Source organism: Nostoc sp. FACHB-888, from assembly GCF_014696655.1.
GTDB lineage: Bacteria > Cyanobacteriota > Cyanobacteriia > Cyanobacteriales > Nostocaceae > Nostoc.
On the sequence record NZ_JACJQM010000002.1, the window covers coordinates 34878 to 52572 of the forward strand.

At 39.7% G+C, this 17695-nt stretch carries 19 protein-coding genes; 5 read left to right on the plus strand and 14 right to left on the minus strand.

Features of this window, described 5'->3' with window-relative positions; translation table 11 throughout:
* The first annotated feature begins 48 nt into the window (after positions 1 to 48).
* Entirely contained in the window at positions 49 to 1110 is a 1062-nt protein-coding gene (locus H6G26_RS01495; protein WP_190727772.1) for an L-histidine N(alpha)-methyltransferase, read from the plus strand.
* A gap of 220 nt (positions 1111 to 1330) precedes the next feature.
* Here the strand turns inward: H6G26_RS01495 and H6G26_RS01500 are convergent, their stop codons facing one another.
* Positions 1331 to 1543, minus strand: coding sequence for a type II toxin-antitoxin system HicB family antitoxin (locus tag H6G26_RS01500; RefSeq protein WP_190727588.1), 213 nt, complete (start codon positions 1541 to 1543; stop codon positions 1331 to 1333).
* A complete protein-coding gene (locus H6G26_RS01505; protein WP_190727589.1) occupies positions 1527 to 1793 on the minus strand; it encodes a type II toxin-antitoxin system HicA family toxin in 267 nt (88 codons plus the stop codon). Before H6G26_RS01505 ends, H6G26_RS01500 begins: the two co-directional genes overlap by 17 nt.
* Positions 1794 to 1987: 194 nt before the next feature.
* Here H6G26_RS01505 and H6G26_RS01510 point away from each other — a divergent pair, with 194 nt between their 5' ends.
* Positions 1988 to 2758 carry a pentapeptide repeat-containing protein gene (locus H6G26_RS01510; RefSeq protein ID WP_190727590.1) on the plus strand — a complete coding sequence of 257 codons (771 nt, stop codon included), beginning with the start codon at positions 1988 to 1990 and terminating at the stop codon, positions 2756 to 2758.
* Positions 2759 to 2814: 56 nt separating this feature from the next.
* Positions 2815 to 3438, plus strand: a complete 624-nt coding sequence (locus H6G26_RS01515; protein WP_190727591.1) for a TenA family protein — start codon at positions 2815 to 2817, stop codon at positions 3436 to 3438.
* A 369-nt stretch (positions 3439 to 3807) separates the two neighbouring features.
* Here H6G26_RS01515 and H6G26_RS01520 read toward each other — a convergent pair whose 3' ends face one another.
* The 12 genes from H6G26_RS01520 to H6G26_RS01575 form a co-directional block, all read right to left on the minus strand.
* Positions 3808 to 4638 carry a carbonic anhydrase gene (locus H6G26_RS01520; protein ID WP_190727592.1) on the minus strand — a complete coding sequence of 277 codons (831 nt, stop codon included), beginning with the start codon at positions 4636 to 4638 and terminating at the stop codon, positions 3808 to 3810.
* A gap of 1342 nt (positions 4639 to 5980) precedes the next feature.
* The gene (locus H6G26_RS01525; RefSeq protein ID WP_190727593.1) at positions 5981 to 6562 is read right to left on the minus strand and encodes a Uma2 family endonuclease; all 582 of its coding nucleotides are present in this window, start codon (positions 6560 to 6562) and stop codon (positions 5981 to 5983) included.
* An 83-nt stretch (positions 6563 to 6645) separates the two neighbouring features.
* Positions 6646 to 6984, minus strand: coding sequence for a type II toxin-antitoxin system HicB family antitoxin (locus H6G26_RS01530; protein WP_190727594.1), 339 nt, complete (start codon positions 6982 to 6984; stop codon positions 6646 to 6648).
* The gene (locus H6G26_RS01535) at positions 6981 to 7214 is read right to left on the minus strand and encodes a type II toxin-antitoxin system HicA family toxin (RefSeq protein WP_347242423.1); all 234 of its coding nucleotides are present in this window, start codon (positions 7212 to 7214) and stop codon (positions 6981 to 6983) included. Before H6G26_RS01535 ends, H6G26_RS01530 begins: the two co-directional genes overlap by 4 nt.
* 331 nt (positions 7215 to 7545) lie before the next feature.
* On the minus strand, positions 7546 to 7878 hold the full coding sequence (locus tag H6G26_RS01540; RefSeq protein WP_190727595.1) for a type II toxin-antitoxin system PemK/MazF family toxin: 333 nt from the start codon (positions 7876 to 7878) through the stop codon (positions 7546 to 7548).
* Positions 7862 to 8080, minus strand: coding sequence for a hypothetical protein (locus H6G26_RS01545; protein WP_229560572.1), 219 nt, complete (start codon positions 8078 to 8080; stop codon positions 7862 to 7864). The genes H6G26_RS01540 and H6G26_RS01545 overlap by 17 nt, the downstream gene beginning before the upstream one ends.
* Before the next feature lie 151 nt (positions 8081 to 8231).
* Positions 8232 to 8573: a XisI protein gene (locus H6G26_RS01550; protein ID WP_190727596.1), complete on the minus strand. Its 342-nt coding sequence runs from the start codon at positions 8571 to 8573 to the stop codon at positions 8232 to 8234.
* A gap of 38 nt (positions 8574 to 8611) precedes the next feature.
* The gene (locus tag H6G26_RS01555; protein ID WP_190727597.1) at positions 8612 to 8977 is read right to left on the minus strand and encodes a XisH family protein; all 366 of its coding nucleotides are present in this window, start codon (positions 8975 to 8977) and stop codon (positions 8612 to 8614) included.
* Positions 8978 to 9241: 264 nt separating this feature from the next.
* Entirely contained in the window at positions 9242 to 9538 is a 297-nt protein-coding gene (locus tag H6G26_RS01560; RefSeq protein ID WP_190727598.1) for a type II toxin-antitoxin system RelE/ParE family toxin, read from the minus strand.
* Positions 9535 to 9861: an addiction module protein gene (locus H6G26_RS01565; protein WP_242053551.1), complete on the minus strand. Its 327-nt coding sequence runs from the start codon at positions 9859 to 9861 to the stop codon at positions 9535 to 9537. The genes H6G26_RS01560 and H6G26_RS01565 overlap by 4 nt, the downstream gene beginning before the upstream one ends.
* Before the next feature lie 217 nt (positions 9862 to 10078).
* Positions 10079 to 10870: a hypothetical protein gene (locus H6G26_RS01570; RefSeq protein ID WP_190727599.1), complete on the minus strand. Its 792-nt coding sequence runs from the start codon at positions 10868 to 10870 to the stop codon at positions 10079 to 10081.
* Positions 10871 to 11147: 277 nt separating this feature from the next.
* A complete protein-coding gene (locus H6G26_RS01575) occupies positions 11148 to 15134 on the minus strand; it encodes a magnesium chelatase subunit H (protein WP_190727600.1) in 3987 nt (1328 codons plus the stop codon).
* Between the two features lie 955 nt (positions 15135 to 16089).
* Between H6G26_RS01575 and H6G26_RS01580 the strand changes: the two genes are divergently transcribed.
* Positions 16090 to 16287 (plus strand): DUF2283 domain-containing protein, encoded by a 198-nt coding sequence (locus H6G26_RS01580; RefSeq protein ID WP_190727601.1) that lies wholly within the window; start codon positions 16090 to 16092, stop codon positions 16285 to 16287.
* A gap of 77 nt (positions 16288 to 16364) precedes the next feature.
* Complete coding sequence (locus H6G26_RS01585; protein ID WP_190727602.1) at positions 16365 to 17642, plus strand: lipid-A-disaccharide synthase; 1278 nt, start codon at positions 16365 to 16367, stop codon at positions 17640 to 17642.
* Positions 17643 to 17695 lie beyond the last annotated feature (53 nt).

Here is a 17695-nt window from a genome sequence, read left to right on the forward strand (position 1 = left end):
GCATTGCAGCTAATCTTAAATATCGAAGAAAACCAAAGAACAAGAATAATGGCTCAAAATTTTCATAGCAATTCCCAACTTCCCTCGGATATGTCAACTGCTATCAATCGTACAGCAAAGCCAAGTTCTGAATTCTACTCTATTTTTTCTGAAGAAGAAGTTTTAGGAATAATTAATGCATTGGAAGCCAGGCGAGAAATCCCTCTAAAGTATTCTTATAAAGGTAGAGGCGCAAAAATATGGGACGATTTTTATCTCAAATATGTTATTCCTACGTGGTATCGAACATCGAATGTAGAGATTGACCTTTTAAAAGACAATTTTAAATATTTGAATGACAATATTAAAGCTGGCGAAAAAGTAATTATTGTAGACGTTGGTGCAGGAAATTCATATCCAGTTAAAAATTTTATTCAAAGACTTAATAAATTGGGAAAGGTTAATAAATACATTGCTTTAGATATTAGTGAGGAATTACTTCATGTATCCAAAAATAATTTTACGAAATGGTTCCCTCTTGTCGAATTTATCAGTTACACAATTGATATAGAAAATAGTTGTGTGCCCAAAAGTTTATTCCAAAATAACGCTAGCCTGGAAATTGATGACACAGCAAAAATATTTTTCCACTTAGGCGTTACCATCGGAAACCATCAAAATAGAGATGAGGTACTAAAAAACTTTAGAGATAGTATGGGAAAAAATGATTTTTTGGTGTTCACTAATGAAATTGGCTCTAACTCTACATGGAATGGAAACGTGAGAGGTGGCTGCAAATATCATGTAGAAGAAATATATGGATGGGTTAAAAGCAAGATTGGGATTAAATCTGAAGATTGTGAATTGGTGAGAAAGTATGATTTAAAAACAGATAGTGTAGTTGCTAAGATGAAACTTCATCATAATTACACTATAGATTTCAGTAGAATGGAGATAGATAAGAGGATTGAAATATCTGAAGGTGAAGAAATTACTATTTGGCGACATCATAAATATGAAATGCCTAAACTTTTGCAAGAACTAGAACGTTCCGGACTGCAACTTCTTCACTATAATACCGACAAATATAAATCACATATTATGGTGATTTGTAAGGTTGCTAGTAACTAACCTTTTTAATGAAATTTTGTGCTGTCCAAATCCTCAACTTCTCAAAGAAATTGGCAGGGTGTTCTCATACAAGTAGAGAAAAAATAAAACCGGGTTTGAAAGCCTTCCGGCCTTTGGGGGTAAGGAATGGAAGTAGGGAAAAAAGCTATGCTAGAAAACGAGAAATCAAGATTTTTCTCTGATGATGCTAAAAAAGCAGTTGGCTTAGTTTGTGTATTAATTAAATGTACATCAAACGCGGTCTAGGCTGAGGAACTGGACGTCCTAAATCCTTAGCCGTTTCGCTCCATTCCTGCATAACTAATTCTACATTATGCAAGGCTTCTTGATAAGAATCACCGTCAGCAGCACAGCCTGGTAATTCTGGTACTTCAGCAATAAAGGCTTGATCTAACTCACTCCAGTAGAGAATAACTTCATACCGAAACATCATTTTTACTTCCTAGCTTATACTTTAGAATTACTGCACGAATTTGTTTAATTTGATAGCTTTTGGCTTTTCCTCTCTTATGTTGCAGATTCAATATTTCCTCAATATCGGCTTTGACAAAAATCCGATGATCGCCACGAATCCGTTCCTCAAAGCCTAGTGTATATAAGAGTTGCCACAGTTGGGCGAAAGGGATGTCTGTATCAGAAGTCCCAGAGAGGATCTTTTCTAAGAGTTTGTCTTGCTGACTCACGTTTTTATGGCTGTCTTAATACTTCTATAGTCTCATATTTATTTAAAATCAGGGTATACGTGAGTGTTTACTCAAATTTACAAGTCATATAGGTAACTACAGAGGTCAAATTGTTCAGATTGCTCATATCATAGGCGGAGGTATAAATCCGTCTCAGTCAACGTAGAATACTAAGTAATAAATATTACATTAATATGAAGAACCAAATTATAGCGATCGCTGCCTTTTTAACCACGATTAGTTTGACAACAACCGTACAGGCAGCAAATTCTGAACATATTAGACAGCTATTGGCAACCAAACAATGTCAAAACTGCGATTTGACAAATGCAGGTTTAGTGATGGCTGACTTATCTGGAGCCAATTTGAGCGGTGCTAATCTTGCAGGTGCTAACCTCAGCCGGGCAAACTTGAGTGGCGCAGATTTGCGGGGTGCAAACTTGAGTGGCGCTAGTTTATTTGGTGTTAACCTGAGCGAAGCTAAATTTAGTGGGGCAAATTTGGCGGGTGCTGATTTGAGAAATACTTATCTAGCAAATGTAGAACTGACTGGTGCTTACTTAAATGGGGCTAACTTCCAAGGTGCAGTTGGTATACCGTCACAAATTGCTTCACCAGAAGAATTTTATGCTTTGGGTGTAGCAGAAGCACAAAAAGGCAACCAACAGCAAGCAATCAGTTATTTTAATCAAGCGATCGCTATTAAACCAGAATATGCGGGTGCTTATTTAGCTCGTGGTGTTGCCCGTTACCAAATATTAGATAGACAAGGTGCATTCCAAGATGCCCAAATTGCGGAAAAAATGTTTACATCCCAAAACAACGGCCCTGGAATGCTAACAGCCCAAGCTTTTATTCAAGAACTGCAAACACCCGTCAATGAAAAAGTAAGTGCTGGTAAGCCCAGTTTCGTTGACTTTTTAGGAAGTTTAGGCTCAGTTTTGCTCCAGTTCTTGCCTTTTTGAGGAGGAAAGTTGAAATAACAGAGGGATAATAAAAGATGACAAGTGACAAATAACAAATGACTTTATCTAACGAGTTATGGGCAGCAAATCAAGACCTAGCCCAAACTTGCCTAGAGCATCCTTTCGTTCAAAGCATTGGCGATGGTACTCTTGAGCAGGTTAAATTTGCTTACTACTTAGGGCAAGATGCTTTTTTCTTAGAAGCTTTTGCCCGTGCGTACAGTATTGCCGCAGCGAAAGCACCAGACTGGTTAGGTTTCACCACATTTCATAACTTAGCTAGTGGAGTTTTAGAAGAACTGCGATTGCATAGTGGCTATGCTTCCCCGTGGGGAGTAAATTTGCATTCTGTGGAACCAGGAACTGCTACTCGCCGCTATACTGACTTTTTGTTAGCAACTGCTTGGGGTGGAGATGTGGGTTTAACTGCTGCGGCGATGTCTCCCTGTATGCGTTTGTATTACTTTCTGGGAGAAAAGTTAGCCTGTAACGGCATTCCTAATCATCAATATGCAGACTGGATTCGTACTTACAGTAGCGCAGACTTTCAACCACTAACACAACAATTAGAAAGTTTAGTTAACAATTATGCCATTAGCAATTCTGTTGTGCATTCAACCTACCGTTATGCTATGTTTTGCGAACGCGACTTTTTTCAGGCTGCGTGGATTTTGGAGTAGTTTGCCTAATTAAGTCGGAGAGAGAAATTCAACAACCTATCACAGCAGATACGCGTATATTTTAAGTAATCCATATCAGATTAACTTTGTCCTCCTTCATCCCCATATGTACTATAAATTCATGTCCATCATCAGCGAAACTCAACTTCCATAAATAGGTCTGAGTTTCTCCTTGTTTGAGATGACCGAAGTAAGTAACTGTATAACCCTCAGACATACGTGGAATTAGCGGGGAGCTACTATGCTTTCACCTAAAAACTAAATTTTTTTGCAAAAAGTCAAAATTCTTACAAAACTTTGCATTCTTCGTTTTCAAACTACTGCCTGCTTTCTCTAGCCACAATTCACAGTTGGATTAATAGAATTTTATCATTGGGGTAGATTCTTTGTTCCCGAGCCTCGATAAATTCGCTCCATTTGTTCGGGAGAAAGCACTGTCATTGGAAACCATTCACGTGCGGAAATAGGGAGTTCCTCGGACGATTGAGACGCCTGTTGTTGAGTTTTAGTGAAATGTATTTCCACATTGCTAGTTAAAGGTGGGCTAATTAATGTCTCATCTATCTTTGATGGGGAAAGCTGATTTTGGAGCAAAACATAGGCGTGTTTTTGTGGTTCGTATGACAAAATTTCTCCTGTCTCAATTTGATAAATCCAAGCATAAATACTGAGTTTTCCTTGGTGAAGCTTAGAACGAATCACCGGATAAGTCCGTAAATTTTCGATTTGCGTGAGTACATTCTCAGCAATAATTATTTCTAATAGTTCTTCCCCTTCATAGTGGCTATAATTATCTTTCACCAGTCGTCGGGTTGCCTCTGTATACTTAAGCCAGTCATGTACAAGCGGCATTTCTACGCGCAAGCTGTCTAACTTCATTAACCCTTTCATCGCACCACAATGCGAGTGACCACAGACAATAATTTGTTGAATATCTAATGCTTGAATAGCATATTCAATTGTTGCCCCTTCACCACCATTAGTCGCACCAAATGGTGGAATAATGTTGCCTGCATTGCGGATTACAAACAATTCACCTAACCCGGCTTGCGTAATCAGGTTTGGGTCAATACGCGAATCTGAACAAGTAATAAATAGTACTCTGGGCTTTTGACCATGAGAAAGTTGTTCAAACAGTTCTTCATTTGCAGAAAAATAACTACTTTGGAATTCGCGCAAACCTTTAATCAGTTTTTTCATAAAAGTACCGTAAGTGAATAAGTAAAATTTTAAATTGATTTATGAAAAATTTAATTCTCCAATTAAATAACCATGTACCAGCAAAAACAACAGTTGGTTTATTTTATACTATCGAATATTGTTTTTAACAAAGGTAAATCGCAGCAAAGTAGATGACCCATTTAAGTAATTAAGTACTTGCTGCCAAATAAAACCAAGATTTAAAACTTGGCAAAACCCTGCAAACCCAAACTTCAAGCTGTTAGATACAATTAACTAAACTTTATTTATGAAATGGATAATAATTTCTATAAATATATTGACTCAATTATCGCCTTTTGCCATTATACCATCGGCTTAGTTAAAGGGTGAAATTTGTTACTGCATTATTTAAGCTGTCTTGCAAAAAAACTACCCTCTCTGGTGGGAGTTTTAATATGAATCAATCTGCAATTGGTAATAATTCTGGTATTTTCTCCTTCCACTCATCCAATTTCTCATTTTTTATCTGCATAAGCAATCCTCTACTGCGGAAATTTTGCCAACAGCTTTTTAATGACTATCTGCTCTCGTCGGTTGATTATTCTAGCACGTGAGCAAGTACTAAAAGCTTGGGTTTTGTCTTAAAATCTCAGCCATCTAAAGTATTTCCAGCTTACAGTCTGCAATTCAGACCTAACTCGCTCTAAAATCGATGGTGTTTACCTCGTGTTCACGAGAGCTAAAACCCTAACTTTTACGTTGATTTCCAAAAGTTTGAGATTTACTGATTAATATTTCTCATAATAACCAAAACTTTATTTTACTATTATTCACTACCTTTCCGACTTGACAAGAGGTTAAAACTGATAAAAACAAGAGGCATACGGCCCAAAAAGGTGAGAATAGTGAAAAATCTTGGTCAATAAAATTGACTCAGGTTTGTGAAACAGTTTTTTTGATAAAAGTACTTGGTAAAAGTGCATTTGTCTAGATTAGTTAGTACCAGTAAAAAAACTGTCATAGTCGGAATCAGGTAAGCAATCACCTAAGAAATATATTAAAAAGGGTGATCTAAAATTTTTTAAGCTCAAGTATTAAATGTTACTTGTGATATCAATGCTTTTCTGTCATAAGCAACGACAAAAAGCGGGAGTTATACTTTTAATGCGTTTGCCCTAGTAGTCAATTATGGTTAAATTTATTAGGTTTTATGTTTAAAATACCGACATTTATTTTTGTAGTGTTATCTATGTTTTATATTCTAATCTTAAAGGATGCTGAAACATTTATGGTTTATATGCTTGGTGCAATAGTTTGTACACTATTATTAATAAACAATAAACTGTCACCTCGGAATTAGTTTTTTAAAATAAATATTTAATTAATATGTGTAGATATCTTCAAAATGAAGCACAAATCCGGGTAGCACATCTTCTCCTGATAAGCTAGCAGGGTATTTCAGTACTTCAACATCTCTACCAGAGCGGTAAATTTCTACTTGCCGAGTCTCTAAATCAATTAACCAACCTAATCTAGTACCGTTGTCTCGATACTCTTGCATTTTATTTTGTAGTCTTTTTAAACAATCAGTATCAGAACGCAATTCCACGACAAAATCAGGACATACAGGCGGAAATCTCTCTTTTTGCTCCTGTGTGAGACAATCCCATCTATCACGTTTTAACCAAGATGCGTCAGGCGAACGAACTGCCCCATTTGGTAAAATAAACCCAACGGAAGAACCAAAAGCTATACCTAGTGACTCATCACGATTCCACACTCCAAGTTGAGCAGTTAAGTTAGCATTGCGGTTGCTGGTTAAACCTCCGACTAAAGGCATTAGTAGCAATGTGCCATCAGCATTACGCTCAAATCTGATTAATTCATTTATCTGACATAACTGGAAGAATTGCTCATCTGTTATTTGAAGAACAGGAGCAAAGTTGATAGTTAACGCATCCATATAAAAATTTAAATTTGAATATTCCCATAAAAATGCCAAAAGCGAATGCACTTTAGCGAAAAAAATATTTAGAATGAGTGACTTTAAGTATTGATTACTTTATCCGCAGCACCAGTTAAGATTTCATCCATCCAAGCATTTATGCTTTTGCCAGCCTTTTTAGCAGCAATAAATATTTTGCGGTGGTGTTCTGGAGTTGTGCGAAATGGAAGTTTACCAGAGAATGGTTTATCAGGCTCCTCTCTTAATTCTTCACAGAAAGCAAGATAATCATCAACAGAAATTTGAAATTCTTGACGCGCTTCCTCTACAGTTTTTGCTTTAAAGGTAATCACGTCATTAATATCTAGGACTTGACCAAAAAGTATTTCCGCTTCTACATCTACTTCTATACTAGCTGTGTATCCTTTATAAGTGATCATATTTCAATTCCTGCCTTAATTAAAAATTCTCTAACAGATTTGACTGCTCCTTTAACTGTCTCATTTTGAGGATGCGGTTCGTGAAAAACAGCTTTCACATCATTTAATTTCACACGAACCCGTGAACCTCTACCTTGGGTAATATCAGCACCTAAAGCTATGAATAAACTTTCAAGATCTTTCCAAAGAACATTCGATGATACAGGATTTGTAAAAATTAACTCTAAAATCTAACGTTGTTTGTTATTGATATCCATTTAATCAATACAATTACAGCCATCTTACAGTTAACTTGAGTATAGTCATCAATTCAGCGATATCATATTATGATATCATTGAAAATATAGAAGCGATCGCTGTTTATATGATGGCATTCTAGGCGATCGCCTGTTGTCCAAGAGTGAGCGATCGCCTTGTAGAAAACTTCAAAAATTAAGCGTAGAGGCGTAGCGGCCTGTCGTTAGACATCGCCTGTTGTGGAAGAGTGAGTGCAATGTCTACGATGGGCTATTTGGCGTCGCTTTGTTTAGGCATTCAATTCTCAATTTTGCCAAGTTAATACTATGACAACCCCAACCAACACCGCAAAGATTGCTCTAAAAGTTCAGCATCATCATCAGCTAACTTGCCGATCGCTTTTACAACTAAGCTTTTATGCACTGTGTATAAACCTCTCTTGACTGCTGTAGCCACGTTTAGCCCTGCTGCTGCCCATTCAGACAAGACAAACTCACCTTCTAGCAATGCTCCAGTTTTGCTCGTCAAGGGCGTGATTAAAATGTCTTGAGAAACGTGTGGCGCACTTACAACAACAGCAGGTCTAACTTTTGAACTGGACAAATCTGAAAAGGGATACTGAACCAAAATGATGTCATTTTTAGAGTAGTTCGGCATAGACATCATCCTCAGCGTTATCCCAAACTGATGAGAGTGATGTTTGACTGGTTTGAAGCCAAAATTCAGTTTCATCATCAGGAAGCAGCGTCACTAACACTCTTGTCCCTTCCGGTAATTCCTCTGACTCCAGCAATTCGATTTTTCCTTCCCGAACAGTAGCCCAAAACGTTTTTAGCATATCTGTTTTATGAATAGTCATGCTTTAATTTTATGCTTCGATAGTTGATGAGGAGCGATCGCTTTGCAGAAAACCTCAAAAACTAAGCGATCGCTCTTGTGGAAACGTGAGTGCGATCGCTTTGCAGAAAACCTCAAATACAAGGCGATTGCCCCGATAGAATAAAAACAAATTAAGCTGTTGCAAATTCTGTAAATTTTCTCACATCTGGAGGCTGAAAAGCTAACACAATATCGCTGGTATTTACACCTAATTTCATTAATTCAGTCGCTATTCCCTCTTCCGTCCAATCTTCTTCTATGAAAATTTTTTCATTCTTAATACGAATATGAACATGAGTATATTTAAGTCTTTTGCTACCTTGCCAATCTACAGTTAACCAGAGATAATGATCGTGATTTTCATCAAATACTAAACAATTTTCAGCAATTTTATCAGGTGATTGACGAGATAAATTATCATATTCAGTTAGCACCTGTTTAATTAACTCTCGATATTGTGTTAATTTATCCATAAGGTAATTTCCTCCCTTTCATTGTTAAAAACAATAAATTAAATTTGCTGAAGTTTAACCACTGCTTGAATAGATTTTCTTTGAAAGAAAGTATCAAATACTGTATCTCTGATTGCTAGATAAATTTTATAATTTTTACTGGCTAGTCGTAAAATATCGCGGTAAAGAATATATTGACCTAAAGCATTTTCAAAATCTCTCATGGGAGAAGGACTGATAAAACTCTTGATTTCTACAACTATTTTCCGTCCTTCTTGTTCTGCTAATAAGGCTTTTTCTACAAATAAATCAGCATAAAGTTCTGCATCTTCATACTGCAAAAAATAAGGGTCAGCTATAATTGTCCAGCCATCTTTTATTAAGGCATTTTTAACAGCATCATGGTAAATGTCTTTTGCTGGCATTTCCTTTGTGGTAATATTGGCTAGATACTAAGTCCAGTTATTATGCTTATACTCACTGGACAAGAAGTTCAATATCTCATCCCCTTAAAATTACACTCCCAAAGAGCGATCGCCTTACAGAAAACCTCAAAAATAAAGCGATCGCCTGTTGTGGAAGAGTGAGTGCGTTAGCGTAGCTTACCGTAGTATTGCCTGACAGAAAACCTCAAAAATAAAGCGTATCGCATAGCGGCTTGTCGCTAGACATCGCCCGTAATTATAGTGTTAGGTTCGCGTCTGCCACGATTTTGGATCTCTGCGACCATGAAAAACTGCCGTCACTATTACTCGGCTCGACACAATCCGATAGTACACAGCATAGGGAAATCGTCGCACTACTGCTCGTCGAATATCACCGTAGACAATTAGATAGGATTCTGGCATCTGAGAAATTCGATTAACCGTTTCGTCTACACAGTCTAAAAACTCGTCACCCAGACCGGGTTTTTGACTCTCGTACCAACTGTGTGCATCATTGAGTTCTTCTCGAACCTCTGGGCGAAACACCAGGACATAATTCATTGCTGCCCCTTAATTGATGCTTTGATTTGCTCCCAAGTCAGCACATTATCTGGATTGGAATCATAGTCAGCAGTTCGACGATCAAGCTCTCGCTTTTGTGCCTCGGTTAAATCAGGGTAAACTTGCTCCGCAGCGATGGTATCCCAAATTGCTTGTACAATACGGATTCTATCTTCAACACTGAGAGTTGCGATTTCGTTCAAAGTAGCTGTGATATCCATACTGATTAACTTGGAGTGAGGAAGCAACTGGTACACCTTAAATATAGCGGACAAGATTTTGTCGATCAAATCAAACGCTGCATCTGTTTTGATGCCTAACATAGCGATCGCTTTGCAGAAAACCTCAGAAATAAAGCGATCACTGATTGTATGATGGCATTGTAGGCGATCGCCTTGCAGAAAACCTCAAAAACTAAAACTAAGCGATCGCCTGTTGTGGAAGAGTGAGTGCGATCACCTTGCAGAAAACCTCAAAAATAATGCGTAGACGCACAGAGACTTTCACTTCTCCTCTCCAACAATATGTTTGACAACGCTGCTACATCCCAGTATTTGATTGCTGTGTTTGCTCTGCAAGTTGCTCTCGATAAGCCTGAACAGCAAGACATTGCTGCACGAATCTGTTGGGAACAATCATGCATTTGGGCGATGAATTCTCATTAAAAGTATTTATCGTAAGAGCAGGATTCAGTAGTCCACTCATGCCTTGCTTTTCAAGAAATCGCTTTTTCTCAATACACCACTCATTAAGTTTAATAACAGTATTAAGTGCCTCTGTAGTGGTTCCCCAATACGATGCAAGATTATGAGTGCGTGGCAAACCTTCTTGCTGGTCAGACTGTTTAATTGCTTTGATAAGTTGCATTCCAGTATCAGGATGTAAAAGTCCAGAACCAGATATAAGTTGATGAACAAGAGCGTATACCTGTGGCTCAATAATTCCCGTATGTCTTTCAAGAATACGTTCCGCTCTGGTGCGAAACTCCTGTTCTTGTTCAGGCAACCATTCCCACCAAGTACGTGGTGGAGCTACGCTTGGCTGACTATCTAAATCAAGATACGTTTTTATTGCATCGATTGTTTCGAGCGAAAGAAGTTGATTAACTGTTAAAGGTACTGACTGTGAAACAGGCTTTTTATAGACATTCTCCCAGAATTGGATTATTTCTGATGGTGCTGGACGAGGAACAGTTTGTGCGAAAGCAGATTCCCAAAATTGAATTATTCTTGTTGTCAACATCCGAACATCTTCGTATGCAGCAGCTTGAAGAGGAAGAGTTCTTCGTAATTCCTGCTGTCGAATTAACTGATCGACAAAAACAACTGTCAAGATAATGCCAAGTATTTCAGTAAATGCATTTAAGCCAAAATCAGCCAGCCCTGGAATGTTCTTCTTCCAGAAGAAAAGTCAGACAAGAGCTAGGATTGCAAGTGGAATTGTCAGATTACGAGTTTCAGCAATTGGCACTAAAAAAGGGTTTAGCCAGCCCTCAATTTTCAGATAACAGCGTTTCAAGAACTTGCTGCTCATGTTTAGAATTAATACTTAATAAATGCGGAAGGCACGGTGATCCCGTGCCTCCTAATATTGTAGGGTATGTATAAACCTACTCTATCCCTTCAATCCGGTCTTCAACTTCTTGGTACAACTCGCGGAGACGATCTAAATTATCCTCGCTAGTCTCCCAATAACCGCGTCCATTCACTTCCAACAAAGTTGATACAATCTTGCGGAAAGAATGGGGATTAAGGTTTAGCAACCGTTTCTGCATTTCTTCATCTTTGATGAAGGTTTCGTTAGTATCCTCATAAATCCAGTTATCCACTGCGCCGGCTGTCGCACTCCAACCTGTTGTATTCACCAACCGCTTGGAGAGTTCGCGCACACCTTCGTAACCGTGAGACAGCATTCCCTCGTACCATTTGGGATTCAATAATTTGGTACGCGCATCCAAACGCACGGTTTCTGATAATGTCCGCACTTGGGCATTAGCTGTGGTTGTATCTGCAATATAAGATGCTGGTTTTTTACCATCACCCCGCAGACTTGCCACAAGCTTAGTGGGATCTGAATCGAAGTAGTGGGAAACGTCCGTTAAGCTAATCTCGGAAGAATCCAAATTTTGGAAAGTTGCATCAGCAGTTTTTAAAGTGCTTTCAAAAATCTGCCGCGATTCGTCCATGATTCCGGGGTTATCGGAATTGAAGGAGAAGGATTTCCGGTTGAGATACATTTCTTGCAACTCGGCTTCGCTATCCCAAGTGCTGTTTTCTACCGCCAAGTTGATATTTGACGAGTAGGAACCAGAAGCATTGGAGAAAACGCGCGTCGCCGCTTGACGCAGATTAATGCCCATATCTTGAGCTTGTTGCAAAGCGTGTTTGCGAACAAAGTTCATTTCTAAGGGTTCATCCGCCTCGGCTGCCATCTTCACCCCTTGATCTAGCAGGTTCATTTGGTTGATGAACAAGTCGCGGAATACGCCAGAACAGTTGATTACTACATCTATTCTGGGTCGTCCCAACTCTTCTAGAGATATCAATTCCAACTTGTTCACCCGTCCCAAGGCATCGGGAACTGGACGCACGCCCACCATCCACATAATTTGCGCTAGGGATTCACCATAAGTTTTGATGTTATCGGTTCCCCAAAGAACACAGGCGATGGTTTCTGGCCATTTTCCATCGTTTTCGGCTTTGTTACGTGCCAAAAGCCTGTCTACAACGATTTTGGCTGATTGTACTGCTGCTGTTGTTGGGATGGATTGCGGATCTAAAGCATGAATATTCTTACCTGTGGGCAATACATCCGGGTTGCGGATGGGATCGCCACCTGGGCCAGGTAGAACGTACTCACCTTCTAACCCTTTGAGTAATGCTCCGAGTTCGTTGTCGGCACAAACTTGCTGGAGGCAGAATTCCAAATACTCAAATAATGGTTTTAGGGCTGCGGTATCAACTTTGGGATAACCTGCTTTATGCAATGATTCTACCCAAGGTTCTTTTTTACCCATGTTGAAGAAATTCAACCGGGAAACTAGAGAAACTCGCCCTTCTGCGTCGGTTTGCTCTTGGACAAGGGCGGTTACTGCTGCACGGGTTGCTAAGGTGATATCTTGCAATAACTGGACATCTTGTAAAATGCCCCGGTCATTATTTTGATAAATATCGTCAATATTACGCCCAATGCTATTGGCGATAATTCCCGGTAAGCCTTGAAGTCCTTCTTCTTGACGATCTAGACTAGCAATGTTGACGAGAGTTGCGATCGCTTCTTCTGCACTTGGCGGTTTCCCAATAACGTGCAAACCACAAGGCAACAACCGAGACTCGATTTCCATCAACTTGCGGTAGACGTTGCCAACAATATTATCGCGATCGTCGGTACTCATGTCTCTGGCATCGGTTTCTGGCAGGTTAATATCCTTATCCAGATTCACGATCCGGCATTTATCCATGATGCTGTTGACAATCGAAACACCGCGTCCACTATCTTTCAAGGTTTGGTAGGAAGCAATTAACTCGCTGAGTTCCTTCAAACCTTTATACAAACCAGCATTTTCTGCCGGCGGTGTCAAGTAAGAAATTGTTTCGGCATAACTGCGACGTTTGGCTATTGTCGCCTCACTCGGATTATTGGCTGCATAGTAATACAAGTTGGGAATTGAGCCAATCAAGTTATCTGGATAACAGTCTCCAGACATCCCCATCTGTTTACCGGGCATGAATTCCAAGGAACCGTGTGTACCAAAGTGCAGTACAGCATCAGCTTTCCAAACTTGCTCTAGGTAAGTGTAGTAAGCAGCAAAACCGTGGTGAGGACTTGCTGAACGGGAGAACAACAACCGCATCGGGTCACCTTCGTAACCAAATGTAGGTTGTACACCGATGAAGACGTTACCGAATTGCTTACCATAAATCAGCAAGTTTTGCCCATCGCTGTTGAGATGTCCGGGAGGTGGCCCCCAGTTTTCCTCTAGGCGGTGAGAGTAAGGGGTCAGCGCCTCATACTCAGGAACCGACATTTTGTAAGCAACGTTGAGTTCTGGGCTGTTGTACTGCGCCTGTGCATCGTGGATGACTTCTTGCATCAACGCTTCGGCTGATTCTGGCAATTCTGGTAAGTCGTAGCCGTTATTTTTTAGTGCTTTCATCACCTCGTAGATGGAACCGAATACATCCAAGTAGGCGGCGGTTCCGACGTTGCCTTTATCTGGCGGGAAACTGAAAACGGTGATAGCGACTTTTTTATCAAGCTTCGGTTTGCGGCGGAGGTTAGCCCATTTTAAGGCGCGTTCGGCTACCGCTTCAACCCGATCGCGCAGTGCGATCGCTTTCCCTGTAGTCCCATCTCTACCCGATAATATAATCGGCTCAATTGCCCCATCCAATTCAGGAATCGCAATTTGCAAAGCTACTTGAATTGGATGTAACCCTAAATCGCTATCCATCCACTCTTCTGTGGTTTGGAATACTAAGGGTAACGCCACCATATAAGGACGGTTTAAGCGTTTGAGTGCCTCAATTGCCTTGGGATGATCTTGTCTGGCTGGGCCACCTACTAAAGCAAAACCAGTCAGTGATATTACTGCATCTACCAACTGTGTGTTGGTATTTGGTTCATAGAAGTAGGCCTCAACAGGCTTCGAGAAATCCAAACCACCAGCAAATACAGGTAGTACCCGTGCGCCTAGTGCTTCTAACTCCTGCACCATTGCTACATAATGGGCATCATCGCCTGTAACTAGGTGAGTACGTTGCAATACTAACCCGACACAAGGAGCTAAGGGATCTTTGAGATCGTTAGAAATATCCTTACGAGCTGTGTACCAATTGAGGTACTCTCTAACATCTTCAAACATACTAGGAGCCAAAGGATGCCAGATCCCTAAATCGGGATAAACCACCGGCTGTTCGTAGGTAGAAGGTGCAAAATTTTGTTTGTCTAAACCTTTAAATACATATTTATCAGCTAGCATCAGCAAGAAGTTTTCCAGGTTTTCTGGAGAACCACCTAACCAATACTGAAAACTGAGCATGAAATTTCGGGCATCCTGTGCCTTATCCATTGGTAAAAACTTCAGCACTTGCGGCAGGGTTCGCAAAAGCTTCAGCATTCCATCTTGGAATCCTGCACCGGATTTTTCTTTGCGTTTCCGCATGAATTGGGCGATCGCACTTTTTGACTGACCCAACTGTGCTAGAGAAAAGCTGCCCATTTTACTCAGGCGCATTACTTCTGGCATGGAGGGAAAGACAACAGAAACGTCCAGATGATCGCGGTGTGGTTCTACTGCTGCTACTACTTTCTGTGCTAAGTCTTCGATGAAAATGAGGGAAGCGATGAAGATATTCGCACTCTCAATTTCTCGTTTGAACTCCTCATAGTTCTCTGGGTCGCGGAGTTCCTCAATCAAGTACCCACTGATTTCAATCGCCAAGTTGGGATTGTTCGCGTTAATCGTGCGAACCGCTTGCGACAAAGCACTCTGGTACTGGGACTCAAGCACGACATAGACCACCTTGATTAAATTACGTCCGCGTAAGTTATCAGGCGCAATGTGTCTAATGGTGGACTTGACGTGTGTGAACATGCTTCTTCGGCTCCTTTGATGCGTGTTCTCTGAAGGAAGTTACTAGCGGCATCATCAGCCACAGGTAACTTTGTGATTTTTAGGCAATATGTGTTTTTTATCAGAAAACGCTTGCCCAGTGGGCATTTTATCGTGTATCTGACACAAATCGATATAAAAAACGAAATATTTCTTTGTAATTGTTGACTATGTTTAAAAGTATCCGCTCACTTATTTGTAAATTTTTTGTAATACTTGTTTTTAATAGTTAAATAGCTATTTAGCGATTTTAAGTCATTTAAAAAATTAAAGTCTGATGAAAAGTTAGAAAATTGGCGAAATATTTATGAATGGCTCGATGATGCGGGGTATAAAAATCAGTCGATAAAGGTTTCAGGCTTAGATTTATCGCCTGATAAAGCAGTTGTTAATATAACTAAGGCATCATGTAAAAATAAGTTGTACAAAATTTATTTGGAATAGCTTGCTAAATCTAGCTTTCGCACAAAAATTGTTCAGGTTATTTTTACACAAATCCTAATATAAATATTTAAAATAATCAGTTAGTATTTTTGATTAGTATGAAAATTCCAACTTCTCAATATTTAGATTTTTTGGAAGATGAATTAAATAATTTAAAATTTAGATAATTAAAAAAGCAATTAGTATTAATTTTCTGCCTCAGTCAGACCGTGCTTGATAAGCAAACAGGGTAAAAATTAACTATAAAATTTATCGCCATGCACAGATAGAGATGGAGCGAAGAAATATACCTCAAGCTTTGGTTGAATCTGTCCTTAATGCTCCTTAGCAAGTAGTCTCAGAAAAGGAAAGCAGAAAAGTCTACCAGTCAAAAATTGACTTTAGGTAGTGGGAAAACATTCTTACTGCGCGTTATCGTAGCAGATGATATTGACCCGGCAGTTGTAACAACCGTATATAAAACTAGTAAGATTGAAAAATACTGGAGAGAAATATGAAAATTAACTATGACCCAGAAGTAGATATATTAAGAATTATATTGAGTGATGTACCCATAGAAGATAGTGACGAAGAAAAGCTAGGGGTAATTTTAGATTACGATGAAGACGGAAATATTATCGGGCTAGAAATATTAGATGCTTCCCAAAGAATCGATAATCCACGTTCCCTAGAGTATTCGATTTCTCCATAATTGATATGTATTGTATTAGATTACAGCTTTTCTTGCCCTTTAAGCGCTCGCGAACTTGCTGAATGTACGATTAACTAATGACTCAAGTAGATATTCTCATCCTTTCAAATGGTCCAGGTGAAGTAACAACCTGGGTGCGTCCAGTAGTAAAGGCGCTGCGGCAAGAATTAGGGGATGACCCTTCTGTAGTAAGGATTTCTGTGGTATTATCGCCTTGCTCAAATGCTAGTGGAAAAGAAGCTGCGATCGCACTTTCTTACCCAGAAGTAGATAGAGTACAAGGAGCAGAGCATTTTTGGCAATTTTTGCTTTGGGGTAAAACCTTTGAAAATTGGGACTGGAGAAGTCACGGTGTAGTTGTTTTTCTCGGTGGCGATCAAATTTTCCCCTTAGTTATAGGCAAAAAGCTGGGATATCGCACAGTGGTTTACGCCGAATGGGAAGCCCGTTGGCATCAGTGGATTGATCGCTTTGGAGTGATGAAACCTGAAGTTGCTGCGGGTGTGCCCCAGAAATATGCTCATAAATTTACCGTTGTCGGTGATTTGATGGTAGAAGCAGGGGAAAGCCTAGATTCAAATTTCCCTCTGTCTATCACTCCATCACTCAAAACTGAATTGATTGGTTTACTCCCTGGATCAAAAGCGGCAAAATTAGCCCAAGGAGTGCCATTAAGTCTAAGCATTGCCGAATACGTTCATGCAAAAAGACCTCAAACTAAATTTGTGATTCCTCTAGCCCCAACTTTGGATTTACAAACTTTAGCTAGTTTTGCCGATCCCCAAAAGAACCCTATTGCTGAAACATTTGGCTTTGACGGCGCTTCTTTAGTTGTCCCAGAGGACTCTAACAGCAAGGCATTGCTCAAAACAACAACGGGCTTAACTGTGGAACTGTGGCAAGAAAACCCTGCATATAACTTATTATCCCAGTGCTGCATCTGCTTAACTACGGTGGGGGCAAACACTGCCGAACTCGGTGCTTTAGGAGTGCCAATGATTGTTTTGCTGCCAACACAGCAACTTGATGCCATGCGTGCTTGGGATGGTTTACCTGGGTTGTTGGCAAATCTGCCGGGAGTAGGTACACCCTTTACGAAGGTGATTAATTGGTTATTCCTAAGATTTGTGAGACGCAAAGGTTTATTAGCATGGCCAAATATCTGGGCACAGGAAGAGATAGTGCCAGAGCTTATGGGTAAACTTCAACCGCAAGAAATTGGAGAAATGGTTATAGACTTATTAGCCCATCCAGAAAAATTGGACGATATTCGCGCTAAACTCCGTAAAATTCGTGGTGAAAGCGGTGCAGCCCATAAGATAGCACAGATTGTTGGTGAGGAAATTGGAAAGTAAAGGAAGTGGGAAACAATTCAAAATTCAAAATTATTCCTTCACTTTCTTCTCTA